The 17150-nt window shown below is 52.0% G+C and carries 15 protein-coding genes; 3 read left to right on the top strand and 12 right to left on the bottom strand.

Annotated elements, in window-relative coordinates; translation table 11 throughout:
- Positions 1-139 precede the first annotated feature (139 nt).
- The 4 genes from C7820_RS34050 to C7820_RS17900 all read right to left on the bottom strand — a co-directional run bounded on the left by C7820_RS34050 (position 140) and on the right by C7820_RS17900 (position 4953).
- On the bottom strand, positions 140-1147 hold the full coding sequence (locus C7820_RS34050) for a globin-coupled sensor protein (protein ID WP_089545748.1): 1008 nt from the start codon (positions 1145-1147) through the stop codon (positions 140-142).
- A 110-nt stretch (positions 1148-1257) separates the two neighbouring features.
- Positions 1258-1980 (bottom strand): MerR family transcriptional regulator, encoded by a 723-nt coding sequence (locus C7820_RS17910; RefSeq protein ID WP_116232191.1) that lies wholly within the window; start codon positions 1978-1980, stop codon positions 1258-1260.
- Between the two features lie 32 nt (positions 1981-2012).
- Entirely contained in the window at positions 2013-2900 is an 888-nt protein-coding gene (locus C7820_RS17905; RefSeq protein WP_116232190.1) for an Hsp33 family molecular chaperone HslO, read from the bottom strand.
- 157 nt (positions 2901-3057) lie between these two features.
- The gene (locus C7820_RS17900) at positions 3058-4953 is read right to left on the bottom strand and encodes a PrkA family serine protein kinase (RefSeq protein ID WP_116232189.1); all 1896 of its coding nucleotides are present in this window, start codon (positions 4951-4953) and stop codon (positions 3058-3060) included.
- Positions 4954-5241: 288 nt separating this feature from the next.
- Between C7820_RS17900 and C7820_RS17895 the strand changes: the two genes are divergently transcribed.
- On the top strand, positions 5242-6018 hold the full coding sequence (locus C7820_RS17895; protein ID WP_116232188.1) for a DUF2161 domain-containing phosphodiesterase: 777 nt from the start codon (positions 5242-5244) through the stop codon (positions 6016-6018).
- Here the strand turns inward: C7820_RS17895 and C7820_RS17890 are convergent.
- The gene (locus C7820_RS17890) at positions 6015-7238 is read right to left on the bottom strand and encodes an aminotransferase-like domain-containing protein (RefSeq protein WP_116232187.1); all 1224 of its coding nucleotides are present in this window, start codon (positions 7236-7238) and stop codon (positions 6015-6017) included. The genes C7820_RS17895 and C7820_RS17890 overlap by 4 nt on opposite strands.
- A gap of 97 nt (positions 7239-7335) precedes the next feature.
- Complete coding sequence (locus tag C7820_RS17885; RefSeq protein ID WP_076170630.1) at positions 7336-7992, bottom strand: response regulator transcription factor; 657 nt, start codon at positions 7990-7992, stop codon at positions 7336-7338.
- Between the two features lie 297 nt (positions 7993-8289).
- On the opposite strand from C7820_RS17885, the gene C7820_RS17880 reads away from it, so the two are divergent.
- Together C7820_RS17880 and C7820_RS17875 are read left to right on the top strand one after the other, a co-directional pair.
- Positions 8290-8697 (top strand): hypothetical protein, encoded by a 408-nt coding sequence (locus C7820_RS17880; protein WP_234490003.1) that lies wholly within the window; start codon positions 8290-8292, stop codon positions 8695-8697.
- Positions 8694-9761: a phosphodiester glycosidase family protein gene (locus C7820_RS17875; protein ID WP_116232186.1), complete on the top strand. Its 1068-nt coding sequence runs from the start codon at positions 8694-8696 to the stop codon at positions 9759-9761. The genes C7820_RS17880 and C7820_RS17875 overlap by 4 nt, the downstream gene beginning before the upstream one ends.
- 352 nt (positions 9762-10113) lie before the next feature.
- Here C7820_RS17875 and C7820_RS17870 read toward each other — a convergent pair whose 3' ends face one another.
- The 6 genes from C7820_RS17870 to C7820_RS17845 form a co-directional block, all read right to left on the bottom strand.
- Positions 10114-10368 carry an AbrB/MazE/SpoVT family DNA-binding domain-containing protein gene (locus C7820_RS17870; protein WP_076170632.1) on the bottom strand — a complete coding sequence of 85 codons (255 nt, stop codon included), beginning with the start codon at positions 10366-10368 and terminating at the stop codon, positions 10114-10116.
- 203 nt (positions 10369-10571) lie between these two features.
- Positions 10572-11036 (bottom strand): tRNA (uridine(34)/cytosine(34)/5-carboxymethylaminomethyluridine(34)-2'-O)-methyltransferase TrmL, encoded by a 465-nt coding sequence (trmL, locus tag C7820_RS17865; RefSeq protein ID WP_076170633.1) that lies wholly within the window; start codon positions 11034-11036, stop codon positions 10572-10574.
- A gap of 153 nt (positions 11037-11189) precedes the next feature.
- The gene (serC, locus tag C7820_RS17860; RefSeq protein WP_116232185.1) at positions 11190-12278 is read right to left on the bottom strand and encodes a 3-phosphoserine/phosphohydroxythreonine transaminase; all 1089 of its coding nucleotides are present in this window, start codon (positions 12276-12278) and stop codon (positions 11190-11192) included.
- Between the two features lie 865 nt (positions 12279-13143).
- A complete protein-coding gene (glnA, locus tag C7820_RS17855; RefSeq protein WP_076170635.1) occupies positions 13144-14568 on the bottom strand; it encodes a type I glutamate--ammonia ligase in 1425 nt (474 codons plus the stop codon).
- Between the two features lie 261 nt (positions 14569-14829).
- On the bottom strand, positions 14830-15888 hold the full coding sequence (aroF, locus tag C7820_RS17850; RefSeq protein WP_076170636.1) for a 3-deoxy-7-phosphoheptulonate synthase: 1059 nt from the start codon (positions 15886-15888) through the stop codon (positions 14830-14832).
- A gap of 270 nt (positions 15889-16158) precedes the next feature.
- Positions 16159-17115 (bottom strand): 4-hydroxy-3-methylbut-2-enyl diphosphate reductase, encoded by a 957-nt coding sequence (locus C7820_RS17845; RefSeq protein ID WP_116232184.1) that lies wholly within the window; start codon positions 17113-17115, stop codon positions 16159-16161.
- Positions 17116-17150: the final 35 nt, after the last annotated feature.

The following is a 17150-nucleotide window of genomic DNA, read 5'->3' as shown; positions in this document are numbered from 1 at the left end:
ACCTCAAATACAAATCAGTTGCCGATCAATTCAAACATTTACGATTTCAAATATTCATGATGACGAATCTATTATACCTGAATGGCGAATGATGAGGTACTGGAACAAATGAAGCTTCCTTGACGCTCCTCGTCGGCGTTTACTGGTGATTCTGAATCTCCGCCAGATCCAGCGTCAGCTTCTCGATTGTCTTCACGAAAGCCGCCAGCTCCTGGGAGCTCTCCGCCTGTGCCCGGGCATGGACCGATGTCTGCCGGGTTTCCTGCTGCACGCTCTCCAGCCGGACCATGATGCCCGACACTTTATCCTGGATCGTCTCCAGCGCTTCCCGCGAATGGGCTGCGAGCTTGCGCACCTCGCCGGCCACGACGGCAAAGCCTCTGCCGGAATCCCCGGCATGCGCCGCCTCGATCGCCGCGTTCAGTCCGAGAAGATGCGTCTGGTCGGCGATGCCCTTGATCAAGCCGCCCATGTTCTCGATCTGGGTGACATCCTCCTGCAGCTCGTCCATCAGCGAATGGGCCAGGTCCTGGGAAGCCGCGGTCACTTTCGCCGTCTCGGCGATTTGGCCGGCACTCTCGTTCAGCTCGGCAATCATGCCGGTCAGCTGCTGAACGACTTCGGTTACCGCCCGGAGCACCTGCTCCCGCTCGTCGGCAAGCTCTTGGATCTTTTCCTTTTCCTTCATATCATAAGCTTCCAGAACCAATTGCGAATCGAGGTTGAACATCTTGGTCAGGGGATGGATCACCTCGATCCAGCGGTCCGGAATGGCCTTCTTGAACAGCTCAACAGCGATGTCCAAATAAACCATGTAGCTGCCGAGATAATAATCCGTATTTAAGCCAACGCGCGAATGTACCAGTCCGATGGCGATTCTTTTCTCCAGAAACGGCTCGTCAATGACACCTTCAGCCAGCGACATCCAGTATTCCCGCTGGGTCGTCTTCAGTCTGTCGATCGTCGTTTTCCGTTCAATGATGCGCATGAGCTCCGGCTCCGAAGTGATATGCCGGTAAAAATGGTCCACGACTTCATCGACCACCTTGCTGAATACGGGCTGGTGCGTCCGCAGAATCTCCAAATCCTTTTCCGTCAGTCCAATAAATTTCAGCTGCTTATGCCGCGCTTCCGATACTTGAATCATGTAAAATGGCTCCTTTAGAATTTCCCTGATTATACCAATTTTAAACAATCTAACTTTGTCTATTATAGTCTATATCGACGACTAAACAACTAAAATATAGTGCATCCGACTTATATTTTTAGTACGGCTTTACGAATGAATTGGTATAGCTCACGGTCCATTCCAAAATGAAGGGCCTGATCGGAGTGATCCCGGTAATAACTTTCCGCCGACCGGATTAACACGTCATAATCACCCGCTGCATCCTGAAAGCAGCTCTTCCATTGTTTTGCAAGGTCCGAAACGGCAGGATCGTGTTCCGGCGTTCCCTTCTCCATTTCCGAGCGGAACCCGGAAACCAGCCTCCGGAGTTCCTCGTCCTTCTCCTTCTTCTGTTCTGAATTCATAGAAGTATAATTCCGCTGGATGTTTCTTGCCATCTCCCGGCTGAAATGCTTGCTCCGGCTCATATGGATCATTTGCACGACTTCCATGAACCGGGTGGAGTCAACCGGCTGTCCGGTCTGCATCAAACTGTAAATATCGTTTAGGCGATCCCTTACGTCCAGCTGCATTTGAATATGTTCATTGATGCGCGCAAGCTGGTGCTCCAGCAAATGTAACGGATTAAATTCCGGATCGGAGACCGACCGCTTCACTTCTTCCAGCGAAATTCCCAATTGTTTAAGTAAAATGATATGGTGAAGCCGCTGCAGATCGTCCTCTACGTACAAGCGGTGCCCTTTTTCCGATGTGAGTGTTGGATGCAATAAGCCGATCTCGTCATAATGATGGAGCGTCCTGACAGTTAGGCCGGTTAATTTGGCGATTTCTCCAACTTTCCAGGTTTTCATCGTTCTGTTCCTTTCTGTAGGCTTGATAAGGGTTATGGGATCGTTCTTCTCCCTTGCAATATATCGAGCAAGCTCTGAATCTCAATGGGACTAAATCTGTATTTCTCCCCGCAGTGGCTGCAGACCACTTCTGCCGGCTCCGCCTGCAGGACGAGGCTGGCCAGCTCCTCCCGGTCAAGGCTCAACAGCATGCCGCTAAGCATTTCCTTTGAACATTCACAGTACCACTGCAGCGGCTTGGTTTCCAGAATCGCCCCTCCTCCCGGCGGGCTCAGAAGCAGCTCATGATGCGCCTTATCTTGTTGATAACGGCTCAGCATAAAATCGCTCCCATTCACCATTTCCTTTACTTGCTGCATCAAACCCGGATTTCCGCCGGGGAGCAATTGCGCCAATATTCCTCTGGATGAAGATACCCGCTGCTTCTGATGATCGATGCATAGGTTTATGGTAACCCACGTCAATGTTTGTTCGCTTTGGCCATAATAATGGGAAATATCATCCGTGATATTGGCGTAAGGCATATCCGTAATTCCTGTAAACATCCGCTTCATTCCTGTTTCCTGCACCACCTGCATGGTTCCCCTGCTCCCAATAATCTGCTCAAGCGATAATCCATCCGAAGGCAGTTGGAACCACTCTTCACTGAGATATCCCCGAACGTTACCGGAAACGTCTGCATCCGCAAATATGTTTGCGCCGGGGCTGCTTGTCTTGATTTTCAGGCTCATCTGCTGCGGCTCTTTTAAAAGGCCCGCAATCAGCCCTGCCGCCGATACGGTTCTGCCTAATGCCTCTTTCATCACCGGGCTCATTGTTCTTCGATTAAAGAGTTGTTGGAGCAAATGGGTATTATCCATAAAAATGATACGGACTTTTCCGTCAAACGCAATCGATTTTGCAATCCAGCTGCTCTGCATTTTCTACATTCCTTTCCGTGATTCCAGTATCCCCACATCTTACTTCCTAACGTTACGTGAGGTTCAAGACCCGAAAAAGAAAAAAACATAAAAAAATGGCCCCCGATATGAATCAGGAGCCATTTTGACGCTGGAATAAATATAGAGTTTCTGCTGATTACCGGTTCAGCAAGCTTCCCACATAGCGCAGCAGCTCGTTCGCGCATACCGGGCAGTAGCCGTGCTCGTCGATCAGCCGTTTGCTTACCTCGTTAATCCGCTTAAGCTGGGCGGCATCCGGCGTTTTGGTCGACGTCGTTATTTTTACGATATCCTTGAGGTCTGTAAACAGCTTCTTCTCGATCGCTTCGCGCAGACGGTCATGATTATGGTATTCGAACTTTTTGCCTTTGCGGGAATAAGACGAAATCCGGATGAGGATTTCTTCACGGAACGCTTTTTTGGCATTTTCGGAAACGCCGATCTGCTCCTCGATGGAACGCATCAGCCTTTCGTCCGGATTCATCTCTTCGTCGGTGAGCGGATCGCGGATTTTCGTCCAGTTGCAGAACGCTTCGATGTTGTCGAGGTAATTTTCGAACAGCGTTTTGGCCGACTCCTCAAAGGAATAGACAAAGGCTTTCTGTACTTCTTTTTTCGCCAGCTCGTCGTATTCTTTCCGGGCCACTGCAATGAAGTTCAGATAACGCTCCCGTTCGTCCTTCGTGATGGAGGCGTGCTGGTCAAGCCCGTCTTTGATGGCCCGCAGCACATCCAGCGCGTTAATGCATTGAAGGTCCTGCTTAATCAAAGCACTGGAAATCCGGTTGATGACATACCGCGGATCGACGCCGGACATGCCTTCTTCCAAATATTCAGACTGCATTTCCTTCAAATCGGCTTCTTTATAGCCTTCGATCTCCTCGCCATCGTACATTCTCATCTTTTTGACGAGGTCCATTCCCTGCTTCTTCGTCTCCTTGAGACGGGTCAGAATGGAGAAAATCGCGGCGGAACGCAGCGCATGCGGCGCAATATGGATATGCTTCATGTCGCTTTGCGAAATGAGCTTGCCGTAAATCTTTTCTTCATCCGATACCTTCAGGTTATAAGGAATCGGCATGACGATCATCCGGGACTGCAGCGCTTCGTTTTTCTTGTTGGCGATAAAGGCCTTGTACTCGGACTCGTTCGTGTGCGCAACGATGAGCTCGTCGGCGGAAATGAGCGCGAACCGGCCTGCCTTGAAATTGCCTTCCTGTGTGAGCGAGAGCAGGTTCCACAGAAACTTCTCGTCGCATTTGAGCATTTCCTGAAATTCCATCAGGCCGCGGTTGGCCTTGTTCAGCTCTCCATCGAAACGGTAGGCGCGGGGGTCGGATTCCGAGCCGTATTCCGTAATGGTAGAAAAGTCGATGCTGCCGGTCAGGTCGGCGATGTCCTGGGACTTCGGATCCGAAGGGCTGAACGTACCGATACCGACACGGCTGTCTTCCGAGATCAGCACCCGGGTGACGGGCATTTTCTCGATATCGCCGTCGTATTCGGTTCTCAGGCGCATCTGGCAGGAAGGGCATAAATTGCCCTCGATCCGTACGCCCAGTTCTTTTTCCACTTCTGGCCTCAGGTCCAGCGGGATGAGATGAAGCGGCTCCTCATGCATCGGGCAGCCGTCAATGGCATATACAGCGCCTTGCGGCGTTCTCGAAAATTTCTCAAGCCCCCGCTTCAGCAGGGTCACAATCGTCGATTTCCCGCCGCTGACCGGCCCCATCAGCAGCAGAATCCGTTTACGGACGTCGAGCCTGCGGGCCGAGGAGTGGAAATACTCCTCCACCAGCTTTTCAATGGCACGATCCAGTCCGAAAATTTCCTGCTCAAAAAATTTATAACGTTTATGGCCGTTGACCTCTTCCACGCCGTATGATTTGATCATGTCATAGACGCGGGCATGCGCCGTCATCGCCGGTGATGGGTCCTGACGAAGAAGGTCGATGTATTCTTTAAAGGTGCCATTCCATGCCAGTTGATCGCTCTCTGCCCGATATGCCGCTACGCGTTCGAAAATATCCATGCAAGTACCTCCTATGACTCGGTTATGAAATCGCAAGCTACTCCTACAAAATGCGTCAAGGGTCAACTGCTCCCATCGATTCTTAAAAAGTGTATTACATACCTATGCGGGACCGTGGGATTAGTTGACCTCTTTTTTCGCCCATGTCAGATTGTCTTTTTCTATAAAAGCAAGGGTGCTGCGACTTTCCCGGCGGGATATCTGCCCTTAGGATTCGGGTTCTTCATTTGAAATGATATAATGAACAAAGAATTCAGAAGCGGATCACCGCAGAAGGAGAGCCTGAACATGTCCGTCCAGCATGAAACCGAACTTTACGAGCCATTGAAGGCTTTTTTTGAGCGGCAGGGCTACGAGGTCAAAGGCGAAGTTCGCCACTGCGACCTGGTGGGCCTGCATCCGGACGAGGAAGAGCCGCTGATCGTGGAAATGAAAAAGACGTTCAACCTCTCCCTGCTGCTGCAGGGAGTCGAACGTCTCAAGCTGAGCCCTCATGTATATTTGGCGGTGGAGCGCAACCGCAGCAAGCGGGGTGCCGTGAACCAGCGCTGGGATGACATCACCGGTTTATGCCGCAGGCTGGGCGTCGGTCTGATCACCGTCACCTTCTATAAAACCAAGAAGCCGCTGGTGGAAGTGCTCTGCGAGCCGGGAACGCCTTACGTGCCGACCCGCAGGATGAAAGTCCGCAAGTCCCGGCTGCTCTACGAATTCCGCGAACGCAGCGGCGATTATAACGTCGGCGGCACCACCCGGGCGAAGCTGATGACGGCTTACCGGGAAAAAGCGCTTCGCGTCGCCGGCGCCCTCGCAGGCGCACCGGAAGGCGGCCTGTCGCCCGCGCATTTACGGGAGAAAAGCGGCGTGCCGAATGCGGCGGCCATCCTGCAGAACAACTATTACGGCTGGTTCCAGCGGGTCTCCCGCGGCCGCTACCTCCTGACGCCGGCAGGCACCGCCGATCTGGAGCGCTATGCCGGCATCCTGGAAACGGGGGCATCCAGTTCGCCCGCTCTTGTGGAAACGGCCACGCCGGCGCGCGCCTCACGCCGCAAAAAGACTTAGCTGCGCGCCGTAAATTCGCCGATCGCTTCGCCGATCAGATTCATCCCCAGCAGCAGCTCGTCACGGCCGGGATGGGTGAAATTCAGCCGAATCCAGCCGCTTCCCCGCCCGTCCGGGTAGCACAGCGTGCCGGGGAGAAAAGCGGCACCCTTACCCAATGCGCATTTCAAGAGGGCCAGACTGTCCAGCCCATCCGGCAGCTGGAGCCAGATAAACATCCCCCCCTTAGGGATGACGTAGCTGGCATCCTGCCAAGCCGGCCGCTGCAGCAGCCCGTTCATCAGCTTCAGGCGGGTGTCGTATTCGCGGTTCAGCATTTTGATATGCTCATGAATATCGAATGCGGAGGATTCCAGCATGTTGTGCAGGAAGCGCTGGTTAAGCGTGCTGGACTGCCAATCGGCCAGCTGCTTGGCGGCGGCCAGCATATCGATCAGCGGCCGGCTTCCGGCGGCCCAGCCCGTACGCAGCGCCGGGGCGATCGTTTTGCTGAACGAACCGATGTAGAGCACCCCCTGTCCGCTGCCCGAGCCGTCCAGCGCAAACAGGGAAGGATATAGACTGGTGAATTCCCGCTGCGATAACTTTTCAAAATGCAAATCCCCGTATGAATTGTCTTCTATAATGAGAATACTGTGCTCCCTGCACAGGTCAAGCACTTCCTTGCGCCGTTCTAAGCTCCAAAGGACCCCCGTCGGATTGGAGAAATTCGGTGAGGCTACCAGCAGCTTCGGCTGCGTCCGCTCAATCTGTTCCAGCAGGCGTTCCGGAATCAGGCCATTCTGGTCGCTGTCCACCGGAATGACGACAGCCCCCTGCATCTTGAACACCTGCAAGTATCCCGGCGAAGCCGGACTTTCCACAAGGACGCGGTCCCCCGGCTCCACATAGACGCGGGCGAGCAGATCCATCGCCTGCTGCACGCCGGTCGTCAGCAGAATTTGATCCGGACCCACATCAATGCGCTTGGTGCGCTTCCAGTCCTCCGACAACCATTCGCGCAACGGCAAAAAGCCCTGCGGCTCCCCATACTGAAGTGCCGTAGGACTATTCGAAATCACTGCTGCCGCTGCTGCCTCCAGGGAAGATACGGGAAATAACTCTTCGGCCGGAAGCTCCTCTGCAAAAGAAATGAAGGATTCCCGATTTGCCAAGGACCGGATGAGATGAAGCGGTGACGACAGCATGACCTCCGTACGGGCTGCAAAGGAATACTGCATGGTCTCTCCTCCCATTTATCTCTTATTGGGTTCGGTCTCTCTATATAATTTACAACCCTAAAGTATGTATTCAGAGACGCATGGAATTATGCCGTATTCAAATGTACATCGCTCGCTTCTGGCGTGAATGAAGCGCAAATTTTTCGATGGCCTGGGCCCGTGTGGACACCCCTAGCTTGACGTAAATTTTGCGCAGGTAGTTATCGATGGATCTTCGGCTGACGGTTATTTCCGTTGCGATCTTATCGTAGGTAATCCCCTGTACGATCCGTTCCATAATAAAAATCTCCGTCTCGGTCAGATCAAACATCCCTTCCGCCGATGGAGCCGCCTGCATCTGCCAGATCCCCTGCTTCAGCCATTCAATCGGCAGGGCGGCAAAACCTTCGCGCAGCCCGTCGATCATCAGCATGAGCTGGGAGGCCGAAGCCTGTTTCGACAAAATCCCGCTTCCCCCGTGATGAATGATCGGATGCAGCAGCTTCAAACCGTCATGATCCGTCAAGATGAGGACATGGCTCTCCGGAGAACTGCTCTTCAGCTTCTCCAGCAGCGGTTCCGCCGTTCCCTCGGGCATCTGGTAGTCCAACAGAACCAGATCGGGCTGGTGCTCGATCACCAGCACCAATCCTTCGTCCCAGGTTGAGGCCATCCCCGTTACCTTCAGATTCTCCCGTTCCTCCAGTATCAACTTGGTGCCCAGCATACTTGTGGGGTGGCTATCGATAATCACAACCCGCCAAACTCTCGTCATTTCAATGGTAACCTCCTGGTACTGATCGTATTGAATATAAAGTACAGCAGCGTTTCTCCTCCGCTCACAAGCGCGTTAAACGCTTGTTTTAAGACGTTTCTATTTTCATATCAAGGCTCGCTAAACGGTTATGTATAATATAAATCTATCAGTCTTAAACAGATTGTATCGCACCCCTATTATTTCGTGCAATCTATTTTTAGGTATTTTTATGACTTGTATTCATTTTTGCGAAAATAATAGGGTAATGATAGAATGGGGACTGGAAAAAATTCTACGAAAACCGAGGTGATGACATTGCAAACTTCGACAGGGCCTTCCGCACCATTCGGAAACCAGCCCAAGAGGGAGAAGCAGCCCTCCGTCAAGTTCGTGCTCCTGATATGGATACTGCTGATTGTACTGGGCATCGGCGCTGCCTATTTATATAGCAATCACGTGAAACAGGAAATGATAAAGCAGCTTCAGGCAAGTACGGAAAACCAGATGAACGATTTGAAAAAGAGTTACGAGGCTCAGTTTAACGAACTGGCGGGGCAAGTTAAGGAGCTGGAGAGCAAGGTGCAGTCCTTTAACGAACTGCTGACGTTCACCAAGGATAACGCCACGAGCAAAACCGATAACAGCAACAAGCTGTACACCCAGCTGAACGAAGTGAAGAAACAGCTGGACACGCTGCAGAAAAAGATGGATCTGCTCAAATGAATGTAAGCATCAAACAGATCAACCGCTTTTTTCTGCTCGTGACCGCTCCGTTCGTTGGATTGTTCATCTATTTGCTGTTCAGCCTAGGTTCCCTACATATCCAGGTCGATACCGCAGCGTACGTTCCGGCAGATACGCTCAAGCCGCATACCGACTCGCTGCTGAAGGAGCTGGACAAGGCCGACAAAACCGTGAAAGTAACCATTTCGTCCATCAGCAAAACGTCCAGGCTGTACAAGCAGACGACTTCAGCGATGAATGCGATCGAAGCGACGGCCAAGACACAAGCCGGACGTCCCGAGTTCATCTACAATAAACGGATTACGTCCAAGCTCGGCGTCCCTATTGAACGCGTCGATAGCGACCGAATCCGGATCGAGCTCTACAAGGTCAACCCGGGTGTGTATAATGGATATGCCATGAAGGTGAAGCTCAAGGATCCCTCTGCCATGGGCATGAGCCTTGCCAAGGACAAGCTGGGAAGCTCCGAAACGACGCTGCAGGCCGTAAGCCGGCATGGCGCCGTGGCCGGGATCAATGCCGGAGGATTTGCCGACACCAGCGGCAAGCGTTATCCGCTCAGCACCACCGTCATGAATGGAGAGTATCTTACGGGATTCCAGTCCAGCTTCAAGGATCTCTTCTTCGTGGGGCTGAACAAATCCGGCAAGCTTATCGGCGGCAAGTTCAAGAATCAATCCGAATTGGACCGCCTGCAGCCCAAATTCGGGGCGACCTTCGTGCCGATGCTGTTAAAAAACGGCCAGCCCGTTGAAATCCCGCTCAAATGGAAGCAGTCTCCCAACCGTGCGCCGCGGACCGTGATCGGCAAATACAAAGACGACCAGCTGCTGATCATCGTCGTGGACGGGCGCAACGAAAACGGCAGCTCGGGAGCCACCCTCCAAGAGCTGCAGAGTAAAATGTTCCATCTCGGCGTCATCGATGCCTATAATCTGGATGGCGGGGGCTCTTCGACCCTGGTGCTGAACGGCAGGGTGGTCAACCACCCGTCGGACGGCAGCATGCGCCCGGTCCCGACCAACTTTTTATTTTATAAATAATGTATCCTTAAGCTGCAAAAAAATTATGAACAAAATGACGAATTCATTTATTTTTCCAGCAAGTGTGGGTATAATAGGCTTATTGAGCAATGGTAGTTCAGCGGGAGGTGGCCTTAAATGTCGTTCTCATTAACTTTTTGGATTTGTATGGTGGTGCTGCTAATGTTCCTGGTCGGCATCCTAACCGCAGCTTATAACGATGATAAAACTAAAGGACTGTAAGGCCGAAGAGGCTTCCTATTATAGGAAGCCTTTTTTCATGGAAACCTGATCCATAAAAGTGAACCAGGTTATAAGCAGACCTGCTATAAAAGAAAAACACCACGAAAACTCGTGATGCCCAAATGAAATGTTATGCATGCTTTTGCAATTGCAGCATGTCGGATTGACACTGGCCGCAAATATACCGCTCTTTGAATTCCGTCACTTCGTCCATCGAACCGCAAAACACGCATTTCGGACGGTAACGTTCCAGAATGATGTGGTCCCCCTGCACCAGAATCTCGACAGGATCTCCTTCGTTCATCTGATAACGTTTTCTAAGCGACTTCGGCAGGACGATTCTTCCGAGCTGATCTACCTTGCGTACAACACCGGCAGGTTTCATGTTCAACACCTCTCCCTATGACTAATCGAATGTAAAGTGATTAGAAAGTACCCCCTGTGATCATTATTCATACTTTCCAATCCAGAAATATGGGTCTTTTCTAATAGTTCGATGTGACGATGTCGAATCCTGCTCCGGATTAAAATTTTATTACTTTATTTTAGAAGCTGAATTTTTCCGTGTATGATATCCAAATACAGTCCTTATTCCATCCCCGGATAATCGAGCTGCCGCAGCGCTTCGTACACGATGATCGCCGCCGAATTGGACAGGTTCAACGACCGGACCTTATCCGTCATCGGCATACGCATACACGTATCAGGGTTGGCGGCAAGCAGTTCCTCCGGAAGTCCCTTCGTTTCCTTGCCGAACACGAGAAAATCCTCGTCCTGGAACTGAAAATCCGTATATCGTTTGTCGGCTTTTGTCGTTGCATAGAAGAAACGCCGGCCGGCGTACATCTCCTGCACCTCTGCAAAAGATTCATGGTATTCAATATGAACCGCATACCAGTAATCCAGGCCCGCGCGCTTCAACGTCGCGTCATCGGTTCGAAAACCAAGCGGCTTCACGAGATGCAGGTGAGCTCCCGTCGCTGCGCAGGTTCTGGCGATATTGCCGGTATTAGCGGGAATTTCAGGTTCAACAAGTACGATGTGCAATGCCATAGATCGTTTTCCACTCCATTCATTTTCTATACAACTAAAGGCTAATCATGCTTCACCTTTTTTAGTTCAAATGATATTGCTAAAGTTTAAAAAGCCTCTCGCCGAAAAACGGCGAAAGGCGCTCACTCATGGATGTTCTGGCTTCAGGCTTCATTACCCATGATTCTTTTGAAAATGGTTCATAAAATCAGCCAGTGCTTTAACATTCTCGTAAGGAACGGCGTTGTAAATCGAAGCGCGCAGACCGCCGACGCTGCGGTGTCCTTTCAGACCTACAAAACCTTCCTGTTCCGATTCCTTAATAAACTGCTTCTCCAGCTCTTCGGAAGGAAGACGGAATGTAATATTCATAATCGAGCGGCTGCCCGCCTCTACCGGTCCGCGGTAGAAGCCTTCGCTGCTGTCTATTGTATCATAAATCAAGCCGGCTTTCTCCCGGTTGATCTTCTCCACTCCGGCTAGAGAGCCTTGTTCTTCGATCCACTTCAGCACTTCGTTGACCATGTATACCGAAAAGGATGGTGGGGTGTTGTAAAGAGAGTTGTTCGCCGCATGCGTGCTGTAGCGCAGCATCGTCGGAATATGCTTCGGCGACTCAGCCAGCAGCTCTTCCCGGGCGATGACGACCGTTACGCCGGATGGTCCCAGGTTCTTTTGCGCTCCTGCATAGATAAAGTCGAACTGATTGACGTCGAACTCGCGGCACAGGATGTCGCTGGACATGTCCGCAATCAGCGGTACGCTGCCTGTATCCGGATACTGCTGGTACTGGCTGCCTTCGATCGTTTCGTTGGACGTTACGTGCAGGTATGCGGCATTTTCCGGAATTTCGATGCTGCTCAGATCCGGAATCGACATAAACTTATTGTTCTCCGAAGAAGCGGCAATATGCGTCTCCCCGATCAAGCGCGCTTCCTTCTCCGCTTTGCTGGCCCAGCTTCCTGTCAGGACATAGCTTCCGGTCTTGCCGGCTGTCAGAAAGTTCATCGGTACCATCGCAAACTGGGTGCTGGCACCCCCCTGCAGAAACAGCACCTTGTATCCCGAAGGATTGCCCAGGAGGGACAACAGACGGCTTTGCGCTTCGTTATGGACTTCCTCGTAGACCTTGCCGCGGTGCGACATCTCCATGATGGACATCCCTGTCCCCCGGAAATCCACGAATTCAGCTTGTGCGCGTTCCAGCACTTCCAGCGGCAATGCAGCAGGGCCGGCGTTAAAATTGTATGCTCTCTTTGTCAAAACAACTCCCCATCCTCTCTCTTATCGCGAATGATAATATGGCAATGATAGCAGTATTCCCAAGGGCCATCAAGTACAAAAAAGCACATAGTATGACGCCTTGCGGACGTTTGTTTTTATCTATTACTTTAACACAGTTTATTTAACGGAGTAAAGCGCTGCAGGAAATGGCAAATCAAAAGTCGACAGCATTCGGCAGAACCAGCCAGGAGGCCTCGTTAGCCAGGCATGGCATATGCAGCCGCAGGCAGGCTTGGCTCTCCTTGGCAGACAAATCACCCTCATCGTGAAGGCTGCTGGCGTGTTGTCTCCCTGAGCACCAGCACAACTACTTCCCTGAGCCGCCCACACTTACTCCCCTGCTAAGCGGAGCGGACACCGCAATTCCGGAGCAGCGCAGCGGTCGCCTTTGTTTTCCCGTTTCTACCGCGGACAGCGGCTAAATTCAGGAAACGGGAAAACAACACGCGAGTGAAGAAATGCGGTGGCTGCGGAGCGCCCCCAACACGCTAGTGGAGGAATGCGGTGGCTGCGGAGCGTCACTCGCAGAATGCGGTGGCTGTGGAGCACTGCTGACAGCGTTGCTTCCTGAGCTACCTGCAGCCCTGCCTCCCTGAACAACCCAGTCGCTTCCCCGAACTACCCACACTTACTCCTCCGCCCAGCGGAGCGGACACCGCAATTCCGGAACAGCAGAGCGGTCGCCTTTGTTTTCCCGTTTCTACCGCGGACAGCGGCTAGTTCAAGAAACGGGAAAACAACAGCGAGTGAAGGAATGCGGAGTACGCGCAGCGTCCCCCCCAAACAAAGAGGCTGCCCCTCCAGTCATCCCTGACCGGAGAGGGCAGCCATTTCTTGATACGAATTAGCAGTCGAAGTACAGACCGTACTCGTGCGGATGCACGCGGATCGAAACGGCTTTCGCTTCAGCACGCTTCAGGCTAACGAAGTTGTCAATGAATTCTTTGGTGAATACGCCGCCTTCCAGAAGGAAGTCGTAATCAGCTTCCAGAGCGTCCAATGCTTCGTCCAGGGTACCCGGTACGCTGCGGATTTCCGCTTTTTGATCGTCGGAGAGCTCATAGATGTTTTTATCCATCGGTCCGTATCCGAGCTCAACCGGATTGATTTTGCGCTTGATACCGTCCAGACCGGCCATCAGCATAGCCGAGAAGGCCAGGTAAGGGTTCGCCGTGGAATCCGGCGTACGGAACTCGATGCGGCAGCCTTTAGGCGTTACAGCGGCGACTGGAATACGGATCGCTGCCGAACGGTTACCTTTCGAGAACACGAGGTTAACCGGTGCTTCGTAGCCAGGAACCAGACGCTTGAAGGAGTTTGTCGACGGGTTCGTGATGGCAATCAAGGCCGGAGCATGGTACAGAATACCACCGATGTAGTTCAACGCCATTTCGCTCAGGTTCGCATAAGCGCCTTTTTCATAGAACAAAGGCTCGTCGCCGTTGAAGATGGACTGGTGAACGTGCATGCCGCTTCCGTTGTCGCCAAAGATCGGTTTTGGCATGAAAGTAGCCACTTTACCGTATTGACGGGCTGTGTTATGAACGATGTATTTGTACAGCAAGAGGTTATCCGCTGTTTTCTTCAGGGTATCGAAACGGAAATTGATTTCCGCTTGGCCTGCAGTGGCCACTTCATGGTGATGACGCTCGATGCGGAGGCCGGCTTCTTCCAGCAAACGACACATTTCGCTGCGGATGTCTTGTTGAGTGTCGACCGGTGCAACTGGAACGTATCCGCCTTTTACGCGTACTTTGAAGCCAAGGTTGCCGCCTTCTTCTTTACGGTTCGTGTTCCACGAAGCTTCTTCGGAATCCACGAAATAAGAAGAACTGTTCATGCCGCTTTCGTAACGGACGTCGTCAAAAATAAAGAATTCGGATTCAGGTGCAAAGAAGGCTGCCGTACCAACGCCGCACTGCTGCAGATACTCTTCGGCTTTGGCTGCAATGCTGCGCGGATCGCGCTCATAGCGCTCGCCGTCCGGCGTATTGATGTTACACATGATGTTCAGTGTCGGATGAGCGGTAAATGGATCGACAAAAATCGACTCCGGATCTGGCATCATAACCATATCCGATTCTTCAATTCCCCGGAAACCGGCGATGGAAGAGCCGTCGAACGCAACCCCGTTCACGAACGTTTCTTCATCCACTTCAGAGGCAGGCAAAGAAATGTGATGCGCACGGCCAGCCAAATCTACGAAACGGAAATCCACCCACTCAATTGCTTTCTCCTGAATTGTTTTTAATACGTTTTCAACCGACATGCTCTCTTCCTCCCAATTTCCGAACATTTCCCCGCATTTAAAACGTAAACGTTCAGTATCTAATGATTTATGTCGTCATTATAAAACTTCAAACCTGACACCGTCAATATGTATGTAAGGTATTTTTAAAAATGGTGTGAGGTATCCTTACACTTTTCAACACTTTATTTGCACTAATTGCAAATAGCCTGCACGGACTGATTTTCTGGGAGAAAATCAGCCGGCAGGCTTAGATGTCTATACGGTATTACCGGGGAAATATTATACCCCTACTTTAAAGGCTTCAGCAGGTGCCTTGGACGTACTGAACGTGCGCCCGACGAGCGGAGCCAGCTTCTCCAGGTCTTTAAGAAGCGCGGCGAACTGGTCCGGGAACAGAGACTGCACGCCGTCTCCAGTCATCGAATTGTCCGGGTCTGTATGCATCTCGATAATCAGTCCGTTAGCCCCAGCTGCAACCGAGGCTTTGGACATAGGCTCAACCAGCTCTCTGCGGCCCGTGCCATGGCTCGGATCGGAAATGACCGGCAGATGGCTCAGCTGCTGCAGAACAGGAATAGCCGACAGATCCAGCGTATTGCGGGTATAGCTTTCAAATGTACGGATTCCACGCTCACAGAGCATGACGTCCGGGTTGCCGCCAGCAAGGATGTATTCAGCCGCATTCAGCAGCTCATCGTAGGTGGCGCTGAAACCGCGCTTGAGCAGTACCGGCTTACCGCACGTTCCCAGCTTGCGCAGCAGGTCAAAATTCTGCATATTCCGCGTGCCCACCTGCAAAATATCAGCATATTCGGCGCAGATATCCACGTATTCCGGTGTCATGACTTCCGTAATAGTCAGCAGGCCGTGCTTTTGTCCGGCTTCAGCCATCATAATAAGACCTTCGACACCGATCCCCTGGAAGCTGTATGGTCCTGTCCGTGGCTTGAAGGCCCCGCCTCTCAGCACCTGTCCGCCGGCAGCCTTCACCAGGCCCGCAATTTCATCGATCTGCTCGGGGGATTCAACCGCACAGGGTCCTCCCATGACGACGAGCTCATCGCCGCCGATTTCCACGCCTTTTATCTTGATCACCGTGTTTTCCGGATGAAAATCACGGCTTGCCAATTTGTATGATTTGGTAATCTTCACTACATTCTCTACTCCCTTCATTTGACGCAGGTGCTCAGCAAGCTGCGGGTTGACCTGACCGATCAGCCCAATGACCGTCCGGTCTGCGCCTTTGGAAACAGAAGCCTGCAGTCCTTCCTTCTCAATCACACGCACAATATCCGCAATTTGTTCTTCCGGAGTCGTATTGGATGTAATTACGATCATGGCTATCATTCCTCCTGTGAAGCGCCCCGCTTCAGCGTACGCTTCTCGTATATTTTCAAATGATTCGGTATCTTTATCTGGTCTACCGTTCTCGCCTCTCACTTCACTAATACACTTAAACGCGTTTTCGCTTTTAAGCTTTTATCCGCTAAAGCAACTATATCGGAAATCCACCTATCCGTCAACCCTAAATCTAAAATGGGCATCATCCCCAAACAAAAAAAGAAGCAGGCTTCCATTAAAGGAAGCCCTGCTTCATCTCATTCGTTATTACGCCTTGGTGCTACCTGCCGCTTTTACAGGCGGAAGCAGTTTCTTCATATTGACCGTGCGCTTGATTTCCCACGTATCCGGATTCTCCGGATCGTATTGTTCCAAATATGCGATCACTTCCTTGGTGATCGGGGTCGGCGTAGAAGCGCCGGAAGTGACAGCCACTTTGGATATGCCTTCAAGCCATTCGCGTTTCAGCTCGGTAATGTCGGCAATCCGGTAAGCCTTAACGTTGGCAATTTCTTCGGAGACCTGAGCCAGCCGGTTGGAGTTGTTGCTCCGCGGGTCGCCGACAACGATCACCAGATCCGCTTGTCCAGCCTGCTCCGCGACCGCTTCCTGCCGCACCTGAGTGGCCAGGCAGATCTCATTGTGAACCTCGGCGGACGGATACAGCTCCAGCAGCTTTTTCATAATGGCCTTAATGTCCCATTGGCTCATCGTCGTCTGGTTCGTAATAATGATGCGGGAGGCGGATATGCGCAGATTGGCAATCTCGTCTTCCTTCTCGATCAGATGAACGTGATCCGGCGCAATGCCGATGGCGCCTTCGGGTTCGGGATGGCCCTTCTTGCCGATATAAATCACCTCATACCCTTCCGCCACCTTCTCGCGGATCAGGTCATGAGTCTTGGTGACGTCCGGACAAGTCGCGTCAACGGTCGTAAGACCTTTGTCCCGGGCCAGCTTCCGGACTTCCGGCGAAACGCCATGGGCGGTAAAGATGACCGTGCCGCTCTCCACCTGGTTCAGAATCTCCATCCGGTTCGGTCCGTCGAGCGTGATGATCCCTTCGTCTTCAAAAGAATTCGTAACATGACTGTTGTGCACGATCATGCCCAATATATAAATCGGCCGGGGGAGGTCCAGGTTCTGGGCCGCCTGGCGCGCCAGCACCATGGCATCGACCACGCCGTAGCAGTACCCCCGGGGCGAAATTTTAATCACTTCCATGACTTTCACCTGCTTTCTCTGGCATGCCTTAACCT

The organism is Paenibacillus sp. VMFN-D1 (assembly GCF_003386155.1).
Classification (GTDB): domain Bacteria; phylum Bacillota; class Bacilli; order Paenibacillales; family Paenibacillaceae; genus Paenibacillus_AQ; species Paenibacillus_AQ favisporus.
Note: the sequence above shows the minus strand (reverse complement) of the source record. Positions and strands in the feature narration are given on the sequence as shown.